Source organism: Caulobacter sp. RHG1, assembly GCF_013181195.1.
Lineage (GTDB): Bacteria > Pseudomonadota > Alphaproteobacteria > Caulobacterales > Caulobacteraceae > Caulobacter.
The window spans coordinates 352692-372732 of the sequence record NZ_SMZP01000003.1 but is presented as its reverse complement, the minus strand read 5'-3'; the positions used below and the strand labels follow the sequence as shown (position 1 = coordinate 372732).

Annotated in this window: 20 protein-coding genes and 1 pseudogene; 20 read left to right on the top strand and 1 reads right to left on the bottom strand. The window is 67.7% G+C overall.

The window, feature by feature from the left end:
- The first annotated feature begins 46 nt into the window (after nucleotides 1-46).
- From E1H18_RS09480 to trmB, 12 genes are all read left to right on the top strand, one after another.
- The gene (locus E1H18_RS09480) at nucleotides 47-688 is read left to right on the top strand and encodes a DUF1131 family protein (RefSeq protein ID WP_172266720.1); all 642 of its coding nucleotides are present in this window, start codon (nucleotides 47-49) and stop codon (nucleotides 686-688) included.
- A gap of 3 nt (nucleotides 689-691) precedes the next feature.
- Complete coding sequence (gene tsaB / locus E1H18_RS09475; RefSeq protein ID WP_172266717.1) at nucleotides 692-1327, top strand: tRNA (adenosine(37)-N6)-threonylcarbamoyltransferase complex dimerization subunit type 1 TsaB; 636 nt, start codon at nucleotides 692-694, stop codon at nucleotides 1325-1327.
- On the top strand, nucleotides 1324-1776 hold the full coding sequence (locus E1H18_RS09470; RefSeq protein ID WP_172266714.1) for a GNAT family N-acetyltransferase: 453 nt from the start codon (nucleotides 1324-1326) through the stop codon (nucleotides 1774-1776). The genes tsaB and E1H18_RS09470 overlap by 4 nt, the downstream gene beginning before the upstream one ends.
- A gap of 44 nt (nucleotides 1777-1820) precedes the next feature.
- Entirely contained in the window at nucleotides 1821-2228 is a 408-nt protein-coding gene (locus tag E1H18_RS09465; RefSeq protein WP_172266711.1) for a Fur family transcriptional regulator, read from the top strand.
- 66 nt (nucleotides 2229-2294) lie between these two features.
- Nucleotides 2295-3647, top strand: a complete 1353-nt coding sequence (miaB, locus tag E1H18_RS09460; RefSeq protein ID WP_172266709.1) for a tRNA (N6-isopentenyl adenosine(37)-C2)-methylthiotransferase MiaB — start codon at nucleotides 2295-2297, stop codon at nucleotides 3645-3647.
- Nucleotides 3644-4588 carry a PhoH family protein gene (locus tag E1H18_RS09455; RefSeq protein WP_172266706.1) on the top strand — a complete coding sequence of 315 codons (945 nt, stop codon included), beginning with the start codon at nucleotides 3644-3646 and terminating at the stop codon, nucleotides 4586-4588. The genes miaB and E1H18_RS09455 overlap by 4 nt, the downstream gene beginning before the upstream one ends.
- A 19-nt stretch (nucleotides 4589-4607) precedes the next feature.
- Entirely contained in the window at nucleotides 4608-5075 is a 468-nt protein-coding gene (gene ybeY / locus E1H18_RS09450) for an rRNA maturation RNase YbeY (RefSeq protein WP_172267657.1), read from the top strand.
- Nucleotides 5076-5081: 6 nt separating this feature from the next.
- Nucleotides 5082-5996: a hemolysin family protein gene (locus E1H18_RS09445; RefSeq protein WP_172266703.1), complete on the top strand. Its 915-nt coding sequence runs from the start codon at nucleotides 5082-5084 to the stop codon at nucleotides 5994-5996.
- Entirely contained in the window at nucleotides 5996-7555 is a 1560-nt protein-coding gene (gene lnt / locus E1H18_RS09440) for an apolipoprotein N-acyltransferase (RefSeq protein ID WP_172267654.1), read from the top strand. The genes E1H18_RS09445 and lnt overlap by 1 nt, the downstream gene beginning before the upstream one ends.
- A gap of 61 nt (nucleotides 7556-7616) precedes the next feature.
- Nucleotides 7617-8048 (top strand): helix-turn-helix domain-containing protein, encoded by a 432-nt coding sequence (locus E1H18_RS09435; RefSeq protein WP_172266700.1) that lies wholly within the window; start codon nucleotides 7617-7619, stop codon nucleotides 8046-8048.
- Between the two features lie 156 nt (nucleotides 8049-8204).
- Nucleotides 8205-9428, top strand: a complete 1224-nt coding sequence (metK, locus tag E1H18_RS09430; protein ID WP_172266697.1) for a methionine adenosyltransferase — start codon at nucleotides 8205-8207, stop codon at nucleotides 9426-9428.
- 93 nt (nucleotides 9429-9521) lie between these two features.
- Nucleotides 9522-10202, top strand: a complete 681-nt coding sequence (trmB, locus tag E1H18_RS09425; RefSeq protein ID WP_172266694.1) for a tRNA (guanosine(46)-N7)-methyltransferase TrmB — start codon at nucleotides 9522-9524, stop codon at nucleotides 10200-10202.
- A gap of 40 nt (nucleotides 10203-10242) precedes the next feature.
- On the opposite strand, the gene ppa is transcribed toward trmB, so the two are convergent.
- Complete coding sequence (gene ppa, locus E1H18_RS09420; RefSeq protein WP_172266691.1) at nucleotides 10243-10776, bottom strand: inorganic diphosphatase; 534 nt, start codon at nucleotides 10774-10776, stop codon at nucleotides 10243-10245.
- Nucleotides 10777-11049: 273 nt separating this feature from the next.
- On the opposite strand from ppa, the gene rimP reads away from it, so the two are divergent.
- From rimP to rbfA, 8 genes and pseudogenes are all read left to right on the top strand, one after another.
- Entirely contained in the window at nucleotides 11050-11625 is a 576-nt protein-coding gene (rimP, locus tag E1H18_RS09415; RefSeq protein ID WP_172266688.1) for a ribosome maturation factor RimP, read from the top strand.
- 2 nt (nucleotides 11626-11627) lie between these two features.
- Nucleotides 11628-13316: a transcription termination factor NusA gene (gene nusA / locus E1H18_RS09410; protein WP_172266685.1), complete on the top strand. Its 1689-nt coding sequence runs from the start codon at nucleotides 11628-11630 to the stop codon at nucleotides 13314-13316.
- 69 nt (nucleotides 13317-13385) lie between these two features.
- Nucleotides 13386-14045: an RNA-binding protein gene (locus E1H18_RS09405; RefSeq protein ID WP_172266682.1), complete on the top strand. Its 660-nt coding sequence runs from the start codon at nucleotides 13386-13388 to the stop codon at nucleotides 14043-14045.
- 325 nt (nucleotides 14046-14370) lie between these two features.
- On the top strand, nucleotides 14371-17466 hold the full coding sequence (gene infB / locus E1H18_RS09400) for a translation initiation factor IF-2 (RefSeq protein ID WP_172266679.1): 3096 nt from the start codon (nucleotides 14371-14373) through the stop codon (nucleotides 17464-17466).
- Nucleotides 17467-17579: 113 nt separating this feature from the next.
- On the top strand, nucleotides 17580-18101 hold the full coding sequence (locus tag E1H18_RS09395; RefSeq protein WP_172266676.1) for a DUF2939 domain-containing protein: 522 nt from the start codon (nucleotides 17580-17582) through the stop codon (nucleotides 18099-18101).
- The gene (locus E1H18_RS09390; RefSeq protein WP_172266673.1) at nucleotides 18098-18652 is read left to right on the top strand and encodes a hypothetical protein; all 555 of its coding nucleotides are present in this window, start codon (nucleotides 18098-18100) and stop codon (nucleotides 18650-18652) included. Before E1H18_RS09395 ends, E1H18_RS09390 begins: the two co-directional genes overlap by 4 nt.
- Nucleotides 18653-18717: 65 nt before the next feature.
- Nucleotides 18718-19495 (top strand): annotated as a pseudogene (locus E1H18_RS09385) (dienelactone hydrolase family protein).
- A 99-nt stretch (nucleotides 19496-19594) separates the two neighbouring features.
- Nucleotides 19595-20041: a 30S ribosome-binding factor RbfA gene (rbfA, locus tag E1H18_RS09380; RefSeq protein ID WP_172266670.1), complete on the top strand. Its 447-nt coding sequence runs from the start codon at nucleotides 19595-19597 to the stop codon at nucleotides 20039-20041.

Here is a 20041-nt window from a genome sequence, read left to right as displayed (position 1 = left end):
GTCGAATGAGGTGACGGCGGCGGGGTCTTGGGGCTAGATTGCCCTCATGACCCTGCGCCACACCCTCCTCGCCCTGCCGCTCGTCATGCTGGCCGCCTGCGGGCCGGCCAAGAAGGACGAGGCCTCCGCGCCCGCGCCGGAAGCCGCTGAAACCAAGACCCCGGCCACCGTCGCCGTCACGCCCTATGCCGACGGACCGCTGAAGGTGACCCAGGACGGCGTCGGCCCGATCACGGCCGCGACCGCCTTCGACATTCCCACCATCCAGGCCCTGTTCCCGAAGGCCAAGGTCGAGCAGGCCTTCATCCACTTCGGCCAGGGTCCGGCCCTGCCGATCATCAATGTCGAGCAGGACAACGTCCCGCTGCTGGAGATCGGCAAGGGCGAAGAGGGCGCTATCGGCTATATCCGCGCCGCCTCGGACCCCGTGGCCGGTCCGCGTGATGAGAAGCTGCTGGCCAAGTGGGACGCTGTCGGCTTCACCGCTGACCAGTGCCGCGCTGGCGAAGGGCGCGAGGTCAACGCCGTGATCTGCGTTCGCGCCGACGCCCCGACCGTCTCCTACGTGTTCGGCGTGCCCGGCTGGACCAAGGGCGGCGTGCCGCCCGAGGCGACGCTGAAGGCCAAGGCGCAGTTGAACGAACTGCACTGGCGTCCGGCCGAAGGCGCCGTGGTCGGCGCCGGCTGATTCATGATCCTGTCGATCGACACCTGCCTCGGCGCCAGCTCGGTCGCCGTGCTGGATGGCGAGCGCGTGCTCGCGACCCTGTCCGAGCCGATGACCCGCGGGCACCAGGAGCGCATCGGCATGATCGCGCGCGAGGCCATGTCCGAGGCGGGCGTCGCGTTCGATGCCCTGACCCGCATCGGCGTCACGGTCGGGCCGGGCTCGTTCACCGGCCTGCGCGTGGGCCTGGCCTTCGCCAAGGGCCTGGCCACGGCCCTGTCGATCCCCTGCGTCGGCGTCACCACCCTGGAGGCCATGGCCTTCGGCGTTTCCGGCTTCACCGCCGCGGTGCTGGATGCGCGGATGAGCCAGGTCTATATCCAGATCTTCTCTGATGGGGTCTCGCTGATGGCCCCCGACGCCCTGGAGCTGGGCGAGGCCGCCGCACGCCTGGCCGAGCTTCATTCGGGCGGCCCCGCGACCCTGGTCGGCTCCGGGGCGCCGCTGCTGGCCGACATGATAAGCGGGGCGACGATCCTGACCCCGGCCGCGCCCGATCCGGTCGCCGTGGCCCGTCTTGCGGCCGCGCGCCCCACCCCATCCCATTCGCCCCGGCCGCTGTATCTGCGCGCGCCCTATGCGACGTTGCCTGCTGCATGAACCTGCGTCCCGTCGGCTCCGAAGCCGCGTTCGATCTTGCCGACCTGCACGACAAGGCCTTCGACCGGCCCTGGACGGCGGTGGACCTGGACGAGCTGCTGAAATCCCCCGGCGCCTTCGCCGTGCTGGGCGAGGCGGGCGAGCCTGCGGAAGGCAAGGGCTTCATCCTGTGTCGGTCGATCGCCGGCGAGGCCGAGATCCTGACCATTGCCGTCGATCCCGCCGCGCGCCGCCGCGGCTGGGGCGCGGCCCTGGTCGAGATGGCCGCCGGCATCGCGACCGAAACCCGCGCCGAGGCCCTGTTCCTGGAGGTCGCAGACGACAATCTGGCGGCCATCGCCCTCTACCAGGCGACCGGATTCTTCAAGGTTGGCGTGCGGAAGGGCTATTATCCCCACCCGGATGGCGCCAAGGACGCGCTTGTGATGCGGCGGGCGCTTAACACTTAAGAGCCGATTGCCTATCTTGCCGCGACTCAGACGGAGGCTCCGCCTTGGATCGACTTGAAAAAGCCTGCATCGAAAAAGGCATGCGCATGACGGACCAGCGCCGCGTGATCGCGCGCGTGCTGTCGTCGGCCGAGGACCACCCGGACGTGGAAGAGCTGCACCGCCGCGCCCACGCCATCGACCCGCACATCTCGATCGCCACGGTCTATCGCACCGTGCGCCTGTTCGAGGAGAGCGGCATCATCGAGCGCCACGACTTCCGCGACGGCCGCTCGCGCTACGAAGAGACGCCCGATCACCACCACGACCACCTGATCGACATGAAGACCGGCAAGGTCGTCGAGTTCGTGGACGAGGAGATCGAGGCCCTGCAGCACACGATCGCCAAGAAGCTCGGCTACAAGCTGATCGATCACCGGCTGGAGCTGTATGGGGTCCCGCTGGAGGACTAGGCGACGGAGGGGCTTCACAGGCCCCGCCCTTGCGGAAGCTCCCGGCCGCCCCCATAAACTCGGCGGATGAGCGAGACCCCGCAAAAGCGCCTCTTTATCAAGACCTACGGCTGTCAGATGAACGTCTATGACAGCGAGCGCATGGCTGATGTCCTGCGCCCGCTGGGCTATGGCGTGGTCGACGACCCCGAGGGCGCGGACCTGGTGGTGCTGAACACCTGCCACATCCGCGAGAAGGCGACCGAAAAGGTCTATTCCGAACTCGGCTACATCAAGCAGATGAAGGATCGGAAGGCCAAGGACGGCGGTCGCATGACCATCGCCGTGGCCGGCTGCGTCGCTCAGGCCGAGGGCAAGGAGATCATGCATCGCCAGCAGGCGGTGGATCTGGTCGTCGGCCCGCAGGCCTATCACCAGCTGCCCGAGCTGATCGCCCGCGCCCACCGCGCGACCGGCGAACGCCTGGCCGCCGACTTCGCGGCCGACGAAAAGTTCGACGCCCTGCCGGCCGAGCGCCACGTGACCGGAGTCACCGCGTTCCTGACCGTGCAGGAGGGCTGCGACAAGTTCTGCACCTTCTGCGTGGTGCCCTATACGCGCGGCGGCGAGTGGTCGCGGCCGGTGAACGACATCGTCGAGGAAGCCAAGCAATTGGCCGGCAAGGGCGTGCGCGAGGTCACTCTGCTGGGCCAGAACGTCAACGCCTATGACGGCGACGGCTCTACGCTCGCCAAGCTGGTGCGCCAGCTGGCGAAGATCGATGGCCTGGATCGCATCCGCTACACGACCAGTCACCCGCGCGACATGGGCGAGGATCTGATCGAGGCTCATGGCGAGCTGCCGGAGCTGATGCCCTATCTGCACCTGCCGGTGCAGGCGGGCAGCGACAAGATCCTCAAGGCCATGAACCGCGACCACACGGCCGAAAGCTACGTGAAGCTGATCGAGAAGATCCGCGTCGCGCGTCCGGACATCGCCATGAGCGGCGACTTCATCGTCGGCTTCCCCGGCGAGCGCGACGGCGACTTCGAAAAGACCCTGGAACTGGTCCGCGAGGTCGGCTTCGCCTCGGCCTTCTCGTTCAAATATTCGCGCCGTCCCGGAACGCCCGCCTCGGCCATGCCCGGCCAGGTCGACGAGACGGTCAAGGCCGAGCGTCTGGAGCGCCTGAACCAGCTGCTGGACGAGCAGCAGCGGGCCTTCAACGCCAGCCAGGTCGGCAAGACCATGCCGGTGCTGTTCGAGAAAGCCGGCCGCCACCCTGGCCAGGTCGTGGGGCGCAGCCCATATCTGCAGGCCGTCCACGCCGAGGGCGGAGACCATCTGATCGGGACGATCGTTCCGGTTCGCATCGACAGCGCCGCCAAGATGAGCCTGGGCGGCGTGCTGGAAGTCCAACCCACGCTGGAGACCGCTTGAGTCGCACCCCTGAGTTCCTGCCGCTGTCCGACGACGCGGTCCACGCTGTTTCCGGGCCTTCCGGGCGCCATGCGGCGTTGGTCGAAGACGCCTTCAAGGTGCTGATCGAGACGCCGGGCGGCGGCGTCACCATCACCGGTGACGCGCGTGGCCGCACCGGCGCCAAGCGGGTGCTGCAAAGCCTGGCCGATCGCGCCGACGCCGGCGAGGAAGTGGTCGAGGCCGATGTCCGCATCGCCATCGGCAGCTCACAGGAGACCGGCGGCCAGGCCTCGCCCCGCGCGGTGCGCAAGGGCAATGTCTCGCCCAAGACCAAGGGCCAGGCCCGCTACATGGAGGCCATGGCCAGCTATCCGCTGAGCTTTGGCCTGGGTCCGGCCGGCACCGGCAAGACCTTCCTGGCCGTGGCCCATGGGGCCGGCATGCTGCTGCGCGGCGAGGTCGATCGCCTGATCGTCACCCGTCCCGCCGTCGAGGCCGGCGAAAAGCTGGGCTTCCTGCCGGGCGACCTGAACGAGAAGGTCGATCCCTACATGGCCCCGGTCTGGGAGGCCCTGACCGACATCATGGGCGCCGACCAGCTGCGCCGGCGTCGTGAGAAGCTGGAGATCGAGGTGGCTCCGATCGCCTTCATGCGCGGCCGCACGCTGGCGCACGCCTTCGTCATCGTCGACGAGGCCCAGAACTGCTCGCGCCTGCAGATGAAGATGGTCCTGACCCGCCTGGGCGAAGGCGCGCGCATGGTCGTCACCGGCGATCCGACCCAGGTCGACCTGCTGAACCCGCGCGACTCGGGCCTGGCCCACGCCGTGTCGATCCTGGAAGGGGTCGAGGGCGTTTCGGTCTCGCGCTTCACCTCGGCCGACGTCGTGCGCCACCCGCTCGTCGAGCGGATCGTAAAGGCCTATGACGCGGACGCGGCGCAGAATACACCCCGCTAACATGACCATCACCGTAGACATCGAGATCGAGGACGAAGCCTGGACGGCCGCCGCGCCGGAGGCCGAGGCCCTGGTCTGGCGCGCGGCCCAGGCCGTGCTGGACGCCCATGAGGACATCGAGGGCCAGGGGATCACCATCCTGCTGACCGACGACGACAGCGTCCAGGCCCTGAACCGCGACTTCCGCCAGAAGGACTATGCGACCAACGTCCTGTCCTTCCCGTCGCCCAAGGGACCGGAGGCCAATCCGGAAGGCCAGATCGGCGACATCGCCCTGGCTTTCGGCGTCTGCGCGCGCGAAGCGGCCGAGCAGAACAAGACGTTGGCGCACCACCTGCAACATCTGGTGGCGCATGGCGTGCTACATCTCCTAGGATACGACCACGAGAACGACGAAGAGGCCGAGGCCATGGAGTCGTTCGAACGTGAGATCCTGGCGGGCCTGGACGTTCCAGACCCATATGCCGGGGATGAAGAGGAACGCTGACGGGCCATGCCCAGCGACGACCCTAGTCCACAGCCCGCCGATCCGGCTCGAAAAAGCCGAGGCGTGCGGGCGTTTCTTCGGCGTGTCGGCAAGCAGCTGATCGCCCTGGGCGCGGAGCCCCTGCGGCCTTCCAAGAAAGTGAAGGCCGCGGCCAGCGCGCTCAACATGGTCGATCAGGCCCAGGCCTTTCAGACCTTGCGCGTCGCCGACGTGATGACTCCGCGCATCGACATCGTGGCGGTCGAGCTGACCACGCCGTTCGAGGCGGTGGTGGCCCGGTTCGCCGAGGCCGAGCACACCCGGATGCCGATCTACGACGAGAACCTCGATGCGCCCGTCGGCGTCGTCCACATCAAGGACGTCTTCCGCCTGCTGGCCGATGACGAGCGCACTCCCGCCCCCGGCGACCAGGTCCTCAAGACCCTGCGCCGTGACGCGCTGTACGTGCCCGCCTCGATGAAGGCCGCCGACCTGCTGCTGCGCATGCGCACCAAGCGTATCCACATGGCCCTGGTCATCGACGAGTTCGGCGGCACCGATGGTCTGGTGTCGATGGAAGACCTGATCGAGGCGGTGGTCGGCGAGATCGACGACGAGCACGACACCGTCGCCGTGGCCGGCGTCATCGCCCGTCCGGGCGGCCTGTTCGACGCCGACGCCCGCGCGCCGCTGGAAGAGCTGGAGGCCGCTCTCGGCTGCGCCCTGGCGCCGGCCGACATGGACGAGGACATCGACACCGTCGCCGGCCTCGTCGTCGCCCTGGCCGGCCAGGTGCCGCAGCGGGGCGAGATCGTGGTTCACCCCGACGGTTACCTGTTCGAAGTGCTGGAGGTCGACCAGCGCCGCATCCGCCGCGTCCGGGTCCGTCCCGCGCCCCAGGCCGTGATCGAGCCCGTCACCGCGGACGCCGCCGCCTCGTGATCGCGGTCTGGACCCGCTTTCGTGCGCGGCCCTGGAGCGGGCCGCTGCTGGCGTTGTTTTCGGGTCTCGCCGCGGCCCTAGCCCATCCGCCGTTCGGCGTGTTGCCTGGGCTTCTGGGCTACGCCCTGCTGTTGCACCTGCTGGACAGCGCTCATGCCGAGAAGCCGTTGCGTTCGGCCTTCTGGCGCGGCTGGCTGGCGGGCGTGGGCTATTTCGGCCTGGGCACCTGGTGGCTGGGCGAGGCCTTCATGGTCGACGCCGCCAACCAGGGCTGGATGGCCCCGTTCGCGATCGGGGCCATGGCCGGCGGCCTGGCGCTGTTCTGGGGCCTTGCGGGTCTTCTCTATCGTGTCGTCCGACCGAACAGCGCCTGGCGGATCCTGACCTTCGCCGGGGTGTTCGCCGCCCTGGAATGGGCGCGCGGCCATGTGCTGACCGGTTTCCCCTGGAACCTGCCGGGCGAGACCTGGAAGGCCGGCGGCCTGCCGTCGCAGGCCGCCGCCCTGGTCGGCGCCTACGGCCTGACCTGGATCACCCTGGCCATCGCCGCCGCCCCCGCCGTCTGGCGCCAGGAGCGAGGCGGCAAGACCGCGCTGGGCGCGGCTGCGGCTGGTCTCGTGGGGCTCTATGCCTACGGCGCGATCGCCATCGCCCGACCGACGTCTCAAGGCGCCCCGATCACCGTGCGGATCGTCCAGGCCGACATCCAGCAGGACCTCAAGTGGGACCCGGTCCGCTTCGCCCAGATCGTCCAGTCCTATGTGTCGCTGACCGCCAAGCCCTATGCCGGCAAGCCCGCCGACATCGTCATCTGGCCCGAGGGCGCTCTGCCGGCCTCGCTGAACGAGGTCCTGGCCCCCGGGATCTGGACCCGCAAGGCGATCACCGACTCCCTGCAGCCCGGTCAAACCCTGCTGATCGGCGGCTATCGCCAGGACGGTCCGCTCGACAAGCCGGTCTACTACAACAGCCTGGCCGCCCTGCGCCGCACGGCCGACGACATCGAGGTTGTCGGGATCTACGACAAGCACCGGCTGGTGCCGTTCGGCGAGTATCTGCCCGCCGACGCCTTCCTGACCGCGATCGGCTTCAAGAGCATGGCTCATCTGGGCGACGGCTTCGAGACCGGCCCGCGCCCGGCGCCGCTGCGGGTGCTGCCCGACCTGCTGGTCCAGCCGCTGATCTGCTACGAAAGCCTGTTTCCCGGCCTGGCCCGCAAGGATCCTGATGTCCGGGTGCTGATCAATATCTCGAACGACGCCTGGTTCGGGGTGACGTCCGGGCCGTTGCAGCATCTCAACCTGGCCAGCTATCGCGGCATCGAGAGCGCCCGGCCGATCCTGCGTGCGACGCCGACCGGGGTCAGTGCGGTGATCGATGCGCGTGGTCGAATCACCCCCGGTGCGCGCCTGAATCTAGGACAAAGTGGGGTGATCGACTCGGTTATACCGGGGAAGGGTGAGTCTACACCCTTCGACAACTTGGGGGATTGGCCGTTTTTGGCGCTTCTACTGATATCTGCGGTTGCGTCAGCTCGCCTCCGGGCAGGTAAAACCTGATCCTCTATTGCGTGCACGGCCAACTTGAGCTGAATTGAAACAGCAATTTCAGCGATTAAGCGTGCGTATGAGCGAGTCTGCGGATACCGAGCGTCACCCCAACCCCGTCGATCTTCACGTCGGGGCGCGCATCCGCATGCGCCGGAAAATCCTGGGCGTCAGCCAGGAGCGTCTGGCCGACGACCTGGGCCTGACCTTCCAGCAGATCCAGAAATACGAGCGCGGAGCCAACCGGGTCAGCGCCAGCAAGCTATATGAAATCGCCAAGAGCCTGCAGTCGCCGGTCGGCTATTTCTTCGAGGGTCTCGTCGACGCCACGACAGGGATGTCGGAGACCGGCGACAACTTCGTGCACGACTTTCTGATGACCGACGAAGGGCTGGAGCTGGCGACGGTGTTCCCGCGCATCAGCCGCGCCAAGGTGCGTCGCCGGATCCTCGACCTCGTCCGATCGATGGCCGACGAAGAGGCGCAGGACGGCCTGAGCAGCTAGAAAAGCCGGCTTTTCGCGGATTTTCGCGGATTCTGGGGGCATTCACAGGTTCTCTGACTTGCTCGCATAAACATATCTTTATATGGTTTCGGTCCAATTGGGCGCTGAACTGGGCGGCTATCCGCCCGCGCGTGTCTTCATGACCGGAGCTGTCTCTTGAGCCGTTCGTCCTACATCTTCACCAGCGAGAGCGTTTCCGAAGGTCACCCCGACAAGGTCGCCGACCGGATCAGCGACACCGTCGTCGACGCCTTCCTGACGGCCGACCCCGAGGCGCGCGTCGCCTGCGAGACCCTGGTCACCACCAACCGCATCGTGCTGGCCGGTGAAGTCCGCGCCGGCAAGCCGGATGGCGACAAGAAGGCCAACAAGGAGCTGACCAAGGACATCCTGAAGTCCCTGGAGCCCAAGGTTCGCGCCGCCATCAAGGACATCGGCTACGAGCAGAAGGGCTTCCACTGGGAGAAGGCCAAGTACTCGAACTTCCTGCACGGCCAGTCGGCGCACATCGCCCAGGGCGTGGACGCCACCGACAAGAAGGACGAAGGCGCCGGCGACCAGGGCATCATGTTCGGCTACGCCAGCACCGAGACCCCGGAGCTGATGCCGGCCACGCTGCAGTACAGCCACAACGTCCTCAAGCGCCTGGCCGAGCTGCGTCACAGCGGCGAGCTGTCGGAGCTGGAGCCCGACGCCAAGAGCCAGGTGACCCTCGAGTATGATGGCGCCGGCCGCCCGCAGCGCGTCGTCTCGATCGTCGTGTCGCACCAGCACAAGAAGAAGATCGACGGCAAGGCCGCGACCTCCAAGCGCGTGCTGGACCTGATCAAGCCGCACATCCTGCCGATCTTCCCGGACGGCCTGATCACCAAGAAGACCCAGTGGCTGGTCAACCCGACCGGTCGCTTCGAGATCGGCGGTCCGGACGGCGACGCCGGTGTCACCGGCCGCAAGATCATCGTCGACACCTACGGCGGCGCGGCCCCGCACGGCGGCGGCGCGTTCTCGGGCAAGGATCCGACCAAGGTCGATCGTTCGGCCGCCTATGCCTGCCGCTACCTGGCCAAGAACGTCGTGGCCTCGGGCCTGGCCGACCGCTGCACCATCCAGATCGCCTATGCGATCGGCGTGGCCCAGCCGGTCTCGTTCCACGTCGACCTGCACGGCACCGGCAAGGTGGATCCGGCGATCCTGGAAAAGGCCCTGCCGCAGCTCATCGGCGGCGCCACCCCGCGCGCCATCCGCGAGCACCTGCAGCTGAACCGTCCGATCTACGCCCGCACCGCCGCCTACGGCCACTTCGGCCGCACGCCGGACAACGAAGGCGGCTTCTCGTGGGAGAAGACCGACCTCGTGGGCGAGCTGAAGGGCCTAGCGTAAGCCTTACTCTTCGATCCCTTAGGAAGCGGGCTCCGATCCATCCGGGTCGGAGCCCGTTTTCATTTCGCCTTCAAAGCTCTAAGACGCCGCCCCATGACCTCCGCTCCCATTCCCCACGGGCCGCTGCGCTCGTTCGGCCGCCTGAAGTCGCGTCCGGTGAAGCCGCGCCAGCAGGCCCTGCTCGACACCCTGCTGCCCGAGATCGCCGTGCCCCAGGGCCCGTTCCAGCCGCGGGACCTGATGCCGGACGCCAAAGCCGTCTGGCTGGAAATCGGCTTTGGCGGCGGCGAGCACATGGCCGAGCAGGCCGGCCGCGCGCCCGAGACCCTGGTGATCGGCGCCGAGCCCTTCGTGAACGGCGTGGCCAGCGCCGTGCGTCACGTCGAGGAGCAGGCCCTCAAGAACGTCCGCATCCACGAAGGCGACGCCCGCGATGTCGTGGACTGGCTGCCCGACGCCTGCCTGGACCGGGTCTTCATCATGTTCCCCGACCCCTGGCACAAGGCGCGCCACAACAAGCGCCGCCTGATCCAGCCGGAATTCGTCGCGAGACTGGCGCGGGTGATGAAGTCCGGCGCTCGCCTGCGCTTCGCCACCGATTGGGCCGACTATGGCGAGTGGACGACCGAGCGCGTGCTGGCCGATCCGAACTTCCGCTTCGAAGACGCGGACGCCGATCGCAATGCGATCCCGGCCGACCACGTCACGACGCGCTACGAGGAAAAGAAGCTGGGCGACTGCGCCCCGGTGTTCCTGGACTTCATCCGGGCCTGAAACTGAAAAGGGCCGGCGTTTCCGCCGGCCCTTCAGAACCCTAGTAGGTCTCGTTGTAGCGCTTGATCGCGGTACGGATGATGTCGGCGGTCTCGTCGATATCGGCCCAGCCGCTGATCTTGGTCGACTTGCCCTTTTCCAGATCCTTGTAGTGCTGGAAGAAGTGGGCGATCTGCTCAGTCAGGATGGTGGGCAGGTCGCGCCAGCTGGACACGCCCGTGTAGAACGGGTGCAGCTTGTCGACCGGCACGGCCAGGATCTTTTCGTCCGAACCGGCCTCGTCGACCATCATCAGGGTGCCGATCGGGCGGCAGCGGATGATCGCGCCGGGCACCACCGGGGTCGGGCCCACGACCATGATGTCGGCCGGATCGCCGTCGTCGGCCAGGGTGTGCGGAATGAAGCCGTAGTTGGCCGGATAGAACATCGCGGTGTGCAGGAAGCGGTCGACCATCAGCGCGCCGCTGGCCTTGTCGATCTCGTACTTCACCGGCTCGCCGCCTTGCGGGATTTCGATGATGGCGTTCAGGTCGTAGGGCGGATTCTCGCCCGTCGGAATCTTGGAGAGGTCCATTGTGACTCTTTTTGATCTTAGAGGTCCGCGGGGAGGCGCGGCCTGCGCGGGGGCTTCTATAGGCCAGAATTGCTGCGGCGCGGAAGCCGGTGTCGGAGATTTCGCCCCGGAGAGTCGACAAGGTCGATCCGGTCGCCTATAAATCGCTCTACATCGTCCGTCAGCGCTAGATGGCGCTTTCGAGCGGCGGCCCGAAAGGCTGCCGCTTTTTGTTTGGCTGTCACTCCGCTCCTCAGGGCGGTAACGAAACGGCCCCGAGTGAGTTGAGAGAACGTGCGCGGCAAGACGCAGGAAGATCGTGACCTGATCGAGTTGCTCGATCCCATCGCCGAAAGCCTCGGCTATGAGATCGTGCGTCTGCGCCTGATGGGCGGGACGGAACAGCGCCGTCTGCAGATCATGGCCGAGCATCCGCTGCAGGAAGACGGCTCGGGCGGCGACATGAACGTCGAGGACTGCGCGCGCCTGTCGCGAGGCTTCTCGGAAATTCTCGACCCCGCCGATCCGATCTCCGGCGAATACACGCTGGAGGTTTCCAGCCCCGGCATCGACCGTCCGCTGACCCGCCTGAAGGATTTCGACGACTATGCCGGCCTGGAGGCCCGCATCGAACTCGACCGCGTGGCCGAGGGCCGCAAGCGCTTCAAGGGCGAACTGGCCGGTATCGAAGACGACCAGGTCGGCCTGAACATCGAAGGCGAAGACGACGTCACCGTCTACTTCCCCTTCGCCTGGATCATCGACGCCAAGCTCGTCATGACCGACACCTTGATGGAGCGGGGCGCCAAGCAGCGCGCCGCCCGTCTCCAATCCGACAACGAAGACCTGTCCGAAAGCGAAGAGGACTGACCATGGCCATCGGCATTGCCGCCAACCGGCTCGAACTGCTGCAGATCGCCGACGCCGTCGCGCGCGAAAAGGGCATCGAGAAGGAAGTCGTCATCGAGGCGATCGAGGACGCCCTGCAGAAGGCCGCTCGCGCCCGCTACGGCGCCGAGCACGACATCCGCGTCAAGATCGACCCGCGCACGGGCGAGACGACGCAGAAGCGCGTGATCGAGGTCGTCTCGGACGATACCGAGATGGAAGGCGAGATCGGCAAGGTCCAGCTGTCGATCGCCAAGCGCACCTGGCGCGACGCCGAGATCGGCAAGGTCTACGAAGAAGCTCTGCCGCCGTTCGAGATCGGCCGCGTCCAGACCCAGATGGCCCGCCAGGTCGTCATGCATAAGGTCCGCGAAGCCGAGCGCGAGCGTCAACACGAAGAATACAAGGATCGCGTCGGCGAGATCGTCAACGGCAGCGTCAAGCGCGTCGAGTACGGCAACGTCATCGTCGACCTGGGCCGTGGCGAAGGCATCATGCGCCGCGACCAGTCGATCCCGCGCGAGAACTTTAACGTCGGCGACCGCATCCGCGCCTACATCTACGACGTCCGTCGCGAGACCAAGGGTCCGCAGATCATGCTGAGCCGCGCGCACGGCGGCTTCATGGCCAAGCTGTTCGCCCAGGAAGTGCCGGAAGTCTACGACGGCGTCATCGAGATCCGCGCCGTGGCCCGCGACCCGGGCTCGCGCGCCAAGATGGCCGTCATCTCGAACGACAGCTCGATCGACCCCGTCGGCGCCTGCGTCGGTATGCGCGGTTCGCGCGTGCAGGCCGTCGTGGCCGAGCTGCAGGGCGAGAAGATCGACATCATCCAGTGGTCGGAAGATGAAGCCACCTTCATCGTCAACGGCCTGGCCCCCGCCGAAGTCTCCAAGGTCGTCATGGACGAGGAAGACGAGCGCGTCGAAGTCGTGGTGCCGGACGAACAGCTGTCGCTGGCCATCGGCCGCCGCGGCCAGAACGTCCGTCTGGCCTCGCAGCTGACCGGCTGGCAGATCGACATCATGACCGAGAGCCAGGAGAGCGAGCGCCGTCAGCGCGAGTTCGCCGAGCGCACGACCCTGTTCCAGGAAGCCCTGGACGTCGACGAGGTCATCGCCCAGCTGCTGGTCACCGAAGGCTTCGCCGCGGTGGAAGACGTGGCCTATGTCGAGTCGCACGAAGTCGCCTCGATCGAGGGCTTCGACGAGGAGACCGCCGAGGAACTGCAGGCCCGCGCCCGCGAATTCCTGGAAAAGGAAGCCGCCGCCCTGGACGCCAAGCGCGTCGAACTGGGCGTGCAGGACGAGGTCCTGGCCGTCGAGGGCGTGACCCTGGCCATGGCCGTCGCCCTGGGCGAAGGCGATGTGAAGACTGTCGAGGACCTCGCCGGTCTGGTACCGGACGACATGCGCGGCTGGTTCGAGAACAAGGGCGGCGAGCGCGTGCGCGAGCCGGGCATCCTGGAAAGCTTCAACCTGTCGCCGGAAGACGCCGAAGCGCTGATCATGCGCGCCCGGATCGTCATGGGCTGGGTCGAGGCCCCGCCGGAGCCGGAATACGAAGAGGTCGAGGCTGAGGCCGAAGCCGAAGGTGAATTCGAAGGTGAAGCCGAAGAGGTCGCCGCCGAAGACGCTCCGGCCGAGGACGCCGCCCCGGAAGAAGAGGCCTAAGCCCCTTCGAGCGTTGAATGACGGCCTCGCGGAGCAATCTGCGGGGCCGTTCGCTATTCCAGAAAGATCATGACCGAAGCCCCTGCCCCCAAGACCCACGCCGAAGCCAATCGTCTGCGCAAGGACATCGTCCTGGGCGAGGCGACGGACGAGGCGCGCCTGGTCCGCTTCGTGGCGGGGCCGGACGGGGTCGTGACGCCCGACGTGGCGAGAAAGTTGCCAGGCCGGGGCATCTGGGTCGGCGCCGACCGAGCGTCGGTGGCCTTGGCCGCCAAGAAGGGCCTCTTCTCTCGCGCGGCCAAGACCAAGCTGACCGCGCCGGCGGACCTGGCCGACCAGGTCGAGGCCCTGCTGGCCCGCCGCGTGCTGGACAGCCTGGGTCTTGCGCGCAAGGCCGGGACCATTATCTCTGGTTTCGAAAAGGTGGTCGCGGCCCTCGCCACGGGCAAGGTCGCCTGGCTGATCGAGGCGTCAGACAGCGCCGAAGACGGTCGCCGCAAGATCCTTTCCGCTGCTCGAAAGCCCGCCAGACCGCCCCGTTTGCTGGGTGCGTTCACATCGGACGAATTGGGTTTGGCCTTGGGCGGGGAGAATGTGATACATACGGCGCTCCTCGCCGGACCTGGCATTGATCGATGGACTTTGGACGTCGAGCGCTTATCAGGCTTCCGGCCGCTTACCCCGCCTGAATGGGCGACGAGCGGGCGTGAGGAAAACCCGGAAGCTTGATGGGCTTCCGGACTTAAGTGGGAGCGGGCCTGTTCGCTCCCGGCCGGCTTTGCCGGCCAGATTTTAAGTTAGGGAGCGAGCCTGTTCGCTCCCGGCCGGTCTTGCCGGTCAAGCACAGGCTCTAGAGTTTTTCGACCGCACCGAGCGGTCGATGCGATCGAAAGACTCTAGAATCTTTGACGTGGGGCGTGGTCATCCGGGCTGCGTCCGTGAGTGAAGGGTCGGGAAACGCGCTTGCTTCGGCAGGTACGTCCAGGCCCCTTTCTCACATGGAAAGAACGGTTTTTTTAGCCGGGTACCGCCTGGCGGAAGTACAAGCGAGCGCATGAGCGACGAGAACGAAAACGGCCGTAACGGCAATCGACCCCCGATGACGCTGAAGCCCCGCCAGGGCTCGGTGAGCGCCGGGGTCGTGAAGCAAAGCTTCAGCCACGGCCGGACCAAGACGGTGGTGGTTGAAACCAAGCGCACGCGTCCGCATGCGCAAGCAAGCGGCAATCTCGCCGCGCCGTCTTCGGCCGAGCGTCGTCACGACGCCCCGCCGCCGCGTTCGTCGCAGCCGCAAGGCGGTTCGGGCGGCAGCGGCTCGGCCGGTGGTCTGTCGCAGGAAGAACTGCGCGCTCGCCAGCGCGTCGTCGACGCTGCTCGCGAGAACCAGGCCCGTCAGGCTGCCGATCAGGCTGCTGCGGAAGCCCGCGCTCGCGCCGCTCAGGAAGCGGCTCAACGCGAAGCCGCGGCCAAGGCCGCCGCTGAACGCGCCGCCGCGGCCGCTGCTGCTGCGCCGCCCGTGCAGGCCGCGGCTCCGGCCGCGCCCGCCCCGGTGGCTCCGACGCCGGCTCCTGCTCCGGCTCCGGTCCAGCGCCCGGTGACCCAGGCTCAAGCCCCGGCCGCACCGCGCGCCGAGGCTCCGCGCCAGGACGCTCCCCGTCAGGATGGCCCGCGTCAGGATGGCTCGCGCAATGAAGCGCCGCGTCCGTCGGCCCCCGGTCAGACCCGCACCTACGAGCCCAGCCGCGACCGTCGCGACGACCGCTCCAGCACGACGACCTACCGTCCGGCGCCGCAGGGCGACCGTCCGTTCAACCAGCGTGCGCCGCGTCCCGACGCCGGCGCCAACTTCGGTCAACGGGCTCCCCGTCCCGAGGGCGACCGTCCGCGCGGTCCGCGTCCTGATGGTGATCGTCCGCAGGGCGATCGCTCGGGTGGCGGCGGCTATCGCGGTGACCGTCCGCAGGGGGATCGCCCGCAAGGCGACCGTCCGCAGCAGACCGTCCGCTACTCGGCGCTCGCGCCGCGTCCGGCGCCTGGCGCTCGTGGTCCCGGCGGTCCGCCGCGCGGCCCGCGTCCCGGCGTGCCCGCCTCGGCTCCGGCGACCCCGGAAATCCAGCGCGCCATGCGCTCGGCCCCGCGTCCCGGCGGCGAAGTCGGCCGCCGTCCGGACGAGGACGACGATCGTCGCAAGACCGCGAACGCGCCGAACAAGGCCGTGTCGCGCGTCAAGGGCGCCCCGCAGCGCCGCGAAGGCCGTCTGACCATCCAGGCCGTGGCCGGCGATGGGGACTCCGCCGATCGGATGCGCTCGCTGGCCTCGGTCCGCCGAGCCCGCGAACGTGAAAAGGAAAAGCGCCGCGGCGGCGTGGCCGAACAGGCCCGTGTCGCGCGTGAAGTCGTCATTCCCGACGTCATCACCGTGCAGGAACTGTCCAACCGGATGGCCGTGCGCGGCGTCGACATCATCAAGTTCCTGATGCGTCAGGGCGTGATGCTGAAGATCAACGACGTCATCGACAACGACACCGCCGAGCTGGTGGCCACCGAATTCGGCCACACCGTCAAGCGCGTGTCGGAAGCCGACGTCGAAGAAGGCTTCATCGGCGCCGACGATCACGACGATCACCTGGAGGCCCGTCCTCCGGTCGTCACGATCATGGGTCACGTCGACCACGGCAAGACCTCGCTGCTCGACGCCCTGCGCTCCACGGACGTGGCGGCCGGCGAGCACGGCGGCATCACCCAGCACATCGGCGCCTATCAGGTTCGCCTGAAGGACGGCCAACGCGTCACGTTCCTCGACACGCCCGGCCACGCCGCGTTCTCGTCGATGCGCGCCCGCGGCGCCAACATCACCGACATCGTGGTGCTGGTCGTGGCCGGTGACGACGGCGTCATGCCGCAGACGGTCGAGGCGATCAAACACGCCAAGGCCGCCGACGTGCCGATCATCGTCGCCGTCAACAAGATGGACAAGCCGGGCTCGGACGCCACCCGCGTGGTCAACGAGCTGCTGCAGCACGAGATCGTCGTCGAAAGCCTGGGTGGCGACACCCAGATCATCGAGGTCTCGGCCAAGGCCCGCACGGGTCTGGACGATCTGCTGGACGGCATCCTGCTGCAGGCCGAAGTGCTGGACCTGAAGGCCAACCCCGACCGCACCGCCGACGGCGTGGTGATCGAGGCCAAGCTGGACAAGGGGCGCGGCGCCGTCTCGACCGTCCTGGTCAACCGCGGCACGCTGAAGCGTGGCGACATCGTCGTCGCCGGCAGCCAGTTCGGCCGGGTTCGCGCCCTGCTGAACGAGCGTAACGAGCAGCTGACCGAAGCCGGTCCGGCCACCCCGGTCGAGATCCTCGGCCTGGACGGCGTTCCTTCGCCCGGCGACGCGTTCGCCGTGGTCGAGAACGAAGCCCGCGCTCGCGAGCTGACCGAGTACCGCATCCGCCTGAAGCGCGAGAAGTCGCTGGCCCCGGTGGGCGCCGGCGCTTCGATGGCCGACATGATGGCCAAGCTGCAGGACAAGAAGCTGAAAGAGCTTCCGCTGATCATCAAGGCCGACGTGCAAGGTTCGGCCGAGGCGATCATCGGGTCGCTGGACAAGATGGCCACCGACGAGGTCCGCGCGCGGATCATCCTGTCGGGCGCCGGCGCGATCAGCGAAAGCGACGTCATGCTGGCCAAGGGCGCCGGCGCGCCGGTCATCGGCTTCAACGTCCGCGCCTCGGCGCAGGCGCGCGCCCTGGCCGAACGCGAAGGGGTCGAGATCCGCTACTACGCGATCATCTACGACCTGCTGGACGACATCAAAGGCGTGCTCTCGGGCATGCTGGCGCCGATCCAGCGCGAAACCTTCCTGGGTAACGCCGAAGTGCTGCAAGCCTTCGACATCTCCAAGGTCGGCAAGGTCGCGGGCTGTAAGGTCACCGAAGGCGTGGTCCGCAAGGGCGCCAAGGTCCGGATCATCCGCAACGACATCGTCGTTCTGGAACTGGGCACCCTGCAGACGCTCAAGCGCTTCAAGGACGAGGTCAACGAAGTCCCCGTCGGTCAGGAGTGCGGCATGATGTTCCAGGGCTTCCAGGACATCAAAGTCGGCGACACGATCGAGTGCTTCACCGTCGAAGAGATCAAGCGCCAGCTCGACTAGGGCTGGATCGCGAGATCGAAGACTTGAAGGGCGCGGATCGCAAGGTCCGCGCCCTTTGCCTTTTTCGGCCGGCTTGGCCAGACTGGAAATCGCCCCAATCGCGGGCTACGGATTTGGCCATGCGCTTCAAAGCTCTTCTCGCCCTGACCCTCGTCGCCGCGTCGCTGGGCGCCTGCGCGACCACCACGCGCCTCGATGCGGCGGGTGATGTGCACGACCTCCTGGTGGCGATCCGAGACAACGACCGGGCGACGTTCGACGCCCATGTCGACCGCCGGGCGCTGAAGTACCAGATCGAATCCCGGCTGATGGACGAAGCTCGTCAGCGCGGCGGCAAGAGCAATGGCGTGATGGCGCTGGCGGCCCTGGCCGCCGGGCCGCTGGCCGACGTCGCCGGCGAGGCGCTGATCCGGCCCGAGACCTTCCACGCGGCCGCCAACTATTACGGCTACACGCCCGATCGCCCGATCCCCGGCCGGGTGGCGATCGCCAGCACCCTGCGTCCCACCGGCGACGGCCGGGTCTGCGCGGCCAAGAAGGACGGCCCCTGCATGCTGACCTTCACCCGCGAGGGCGACCGTTGGCGGCTGTCGAGCTTCGATGCGCAGGCGGCCAATCTCTATCTGAAGCGATGAGCCGGGCGCTCTGGGCCGGCCTGGCCCTGGTCCTGCTGGCGGCGGCGCCGGCGCGCGCCGAGCAGCGGATGTTCTCGTACGACCCGATCTCGCCGGACGCCAAGCGGCTGACCGGCGCAGGCGTGACCATCCTGTTCAACCAGGGCCTGATGGGCACGGGCCGCCCCTTGAAGGTGCTGGCCACGGGCGTGCCGGCCGAGGCGCGGCTGACCAGCGGCCGCCAGAAGGATCTGGGTCCTGGCGGCCTGGCAGCGATGGACGGGGTCGACGACAAGGTCGCGCTGTTCGAGGTCGACTCCAAGGCCGCCCAGGGCAAGGTCTATGTCCGCGCCTTCTGCCCGGGCTCGACGCGGCTGTGGCTGTCGTTCAGCACCATCGCCATCCGCCGCGACCTGCGCATCCAGGCCTTTGGCGACGATCCGAAGAACAAGCAGCAGGCGCGTCTGTGCGGCACCCTGGACTTCACTTATCGCGGCGAGTGGCGCCTGCCTGACAGCCGTCGGCCTGACCCCATGGAGGACTGGACCGACAACATGAACCAGCCCGGCTGATCCTCTCGCCACGCCGCTCGCTCCGGTCTAGCCTGACATCAGGGGAGAAACGGGAGGGGCTGACCATGGACCATCTGGCGGGATTCGAGCGCTTCGATTTCGATGACGGGCGTTGGACGCGCGAGGTCTTCCGCATCGGCTCCGGGCCGGCGGTGATCGTCATCCACGAGGTCCCCGGCCTGCATCCCGGCGTGCTGGCCTTCGCCCGCGACCTGGCCGACGCCGGGCTGACCGCCTGGTGCCCCAGCCTGTTCGGAACGCCGGCCAAACAGGTCACCCGCGGCTACGCCGTCGGCGAGATCCTCAAGAACATCTGCGTCCGGCGCGAGTTTCGCACCTGGAAGGACGGCCGCTCCAGCCCGATCGTCGACTGGCTGCGGGCCCTGGCGCGCAAGGCCCACCAGGAGTGCGGCGGCAGGGGCGTCGGGGCGGTCGGCATGTGCTTCACCGGCGGCTTCGCCCTGGCGAATGACCGAGCCGGCTGTGGTGGCGCCGGTGATGTCCCAGCCCTCGTTGCCGCTCGCCGACAAGGGCGGGCTGGACTGCTCGGCCGCCGAGCTGGCCTGCGCCAAGAAGCGCTTCAAGGACGAGAACCTGTCGCTGCTGGCCCTGCGCTTCACGTCGGATCGTCTGGTGGCTGACGCCCGCATCGCCCGCCTCAAGGCCGAGTTCGGCGACAAGGTCGAGGTGGTCGAACTGGCCGATGCCGACGCCGCTCCGGGCCAGCCGATGGCGCCGCACTCGGTGCTGACCCTGCACCTTCATCGTTCGGTTCCCGACAGCGGGACGATGCAGGCCCGTGACAAGGTGATCGCGTTCTTTCGGGACAGGACGCGGGGCTAGACTGGACTTTCGGGCGTTGTGCGCCTAGACACCCCGCCTTCCGATTTTCCCCGCGCACCGGCGTTCGATCCGCCGGCCGGGCCGCAAGGATTTCGCGCCATGAAGCGCCATGCCGACAACAAGAAGGGCGCCCCGACCGGCCCCTCGCAACGCCAGCTCCGCGCCGGCGAGCTGATCCGCCACGCCCTGGTCGAGATCCTCCGTGAGGAAGAACTGGCCGACGAAGCCCTGGCCGGCGTCTCGGTCACCGTCTCCGAAGTGCGGATGAGCCCCGACCTCAAGCACGCCGTGTGCTTCGTCGAGCCGCTGGGCGCGGGCCTGAAGGGCGAGGACACTACCGAGGTCATCAAGGGCCTGAACCGGGTGTCGAAGTTCCTGCGCGGGCGCCTGGGCCGTTCGATCGACATGAAGTTCACGCCGGACCTGAAGTTCATACACGACGAGAGCTTCGGCGCGGCGGCCTATATGGACAACCTGTTCCTGGACCCGCGCGTCCAGCAGGACACCCGCCGCCTGTCCGATGTCGCCGATGAGGACGAGGACTAG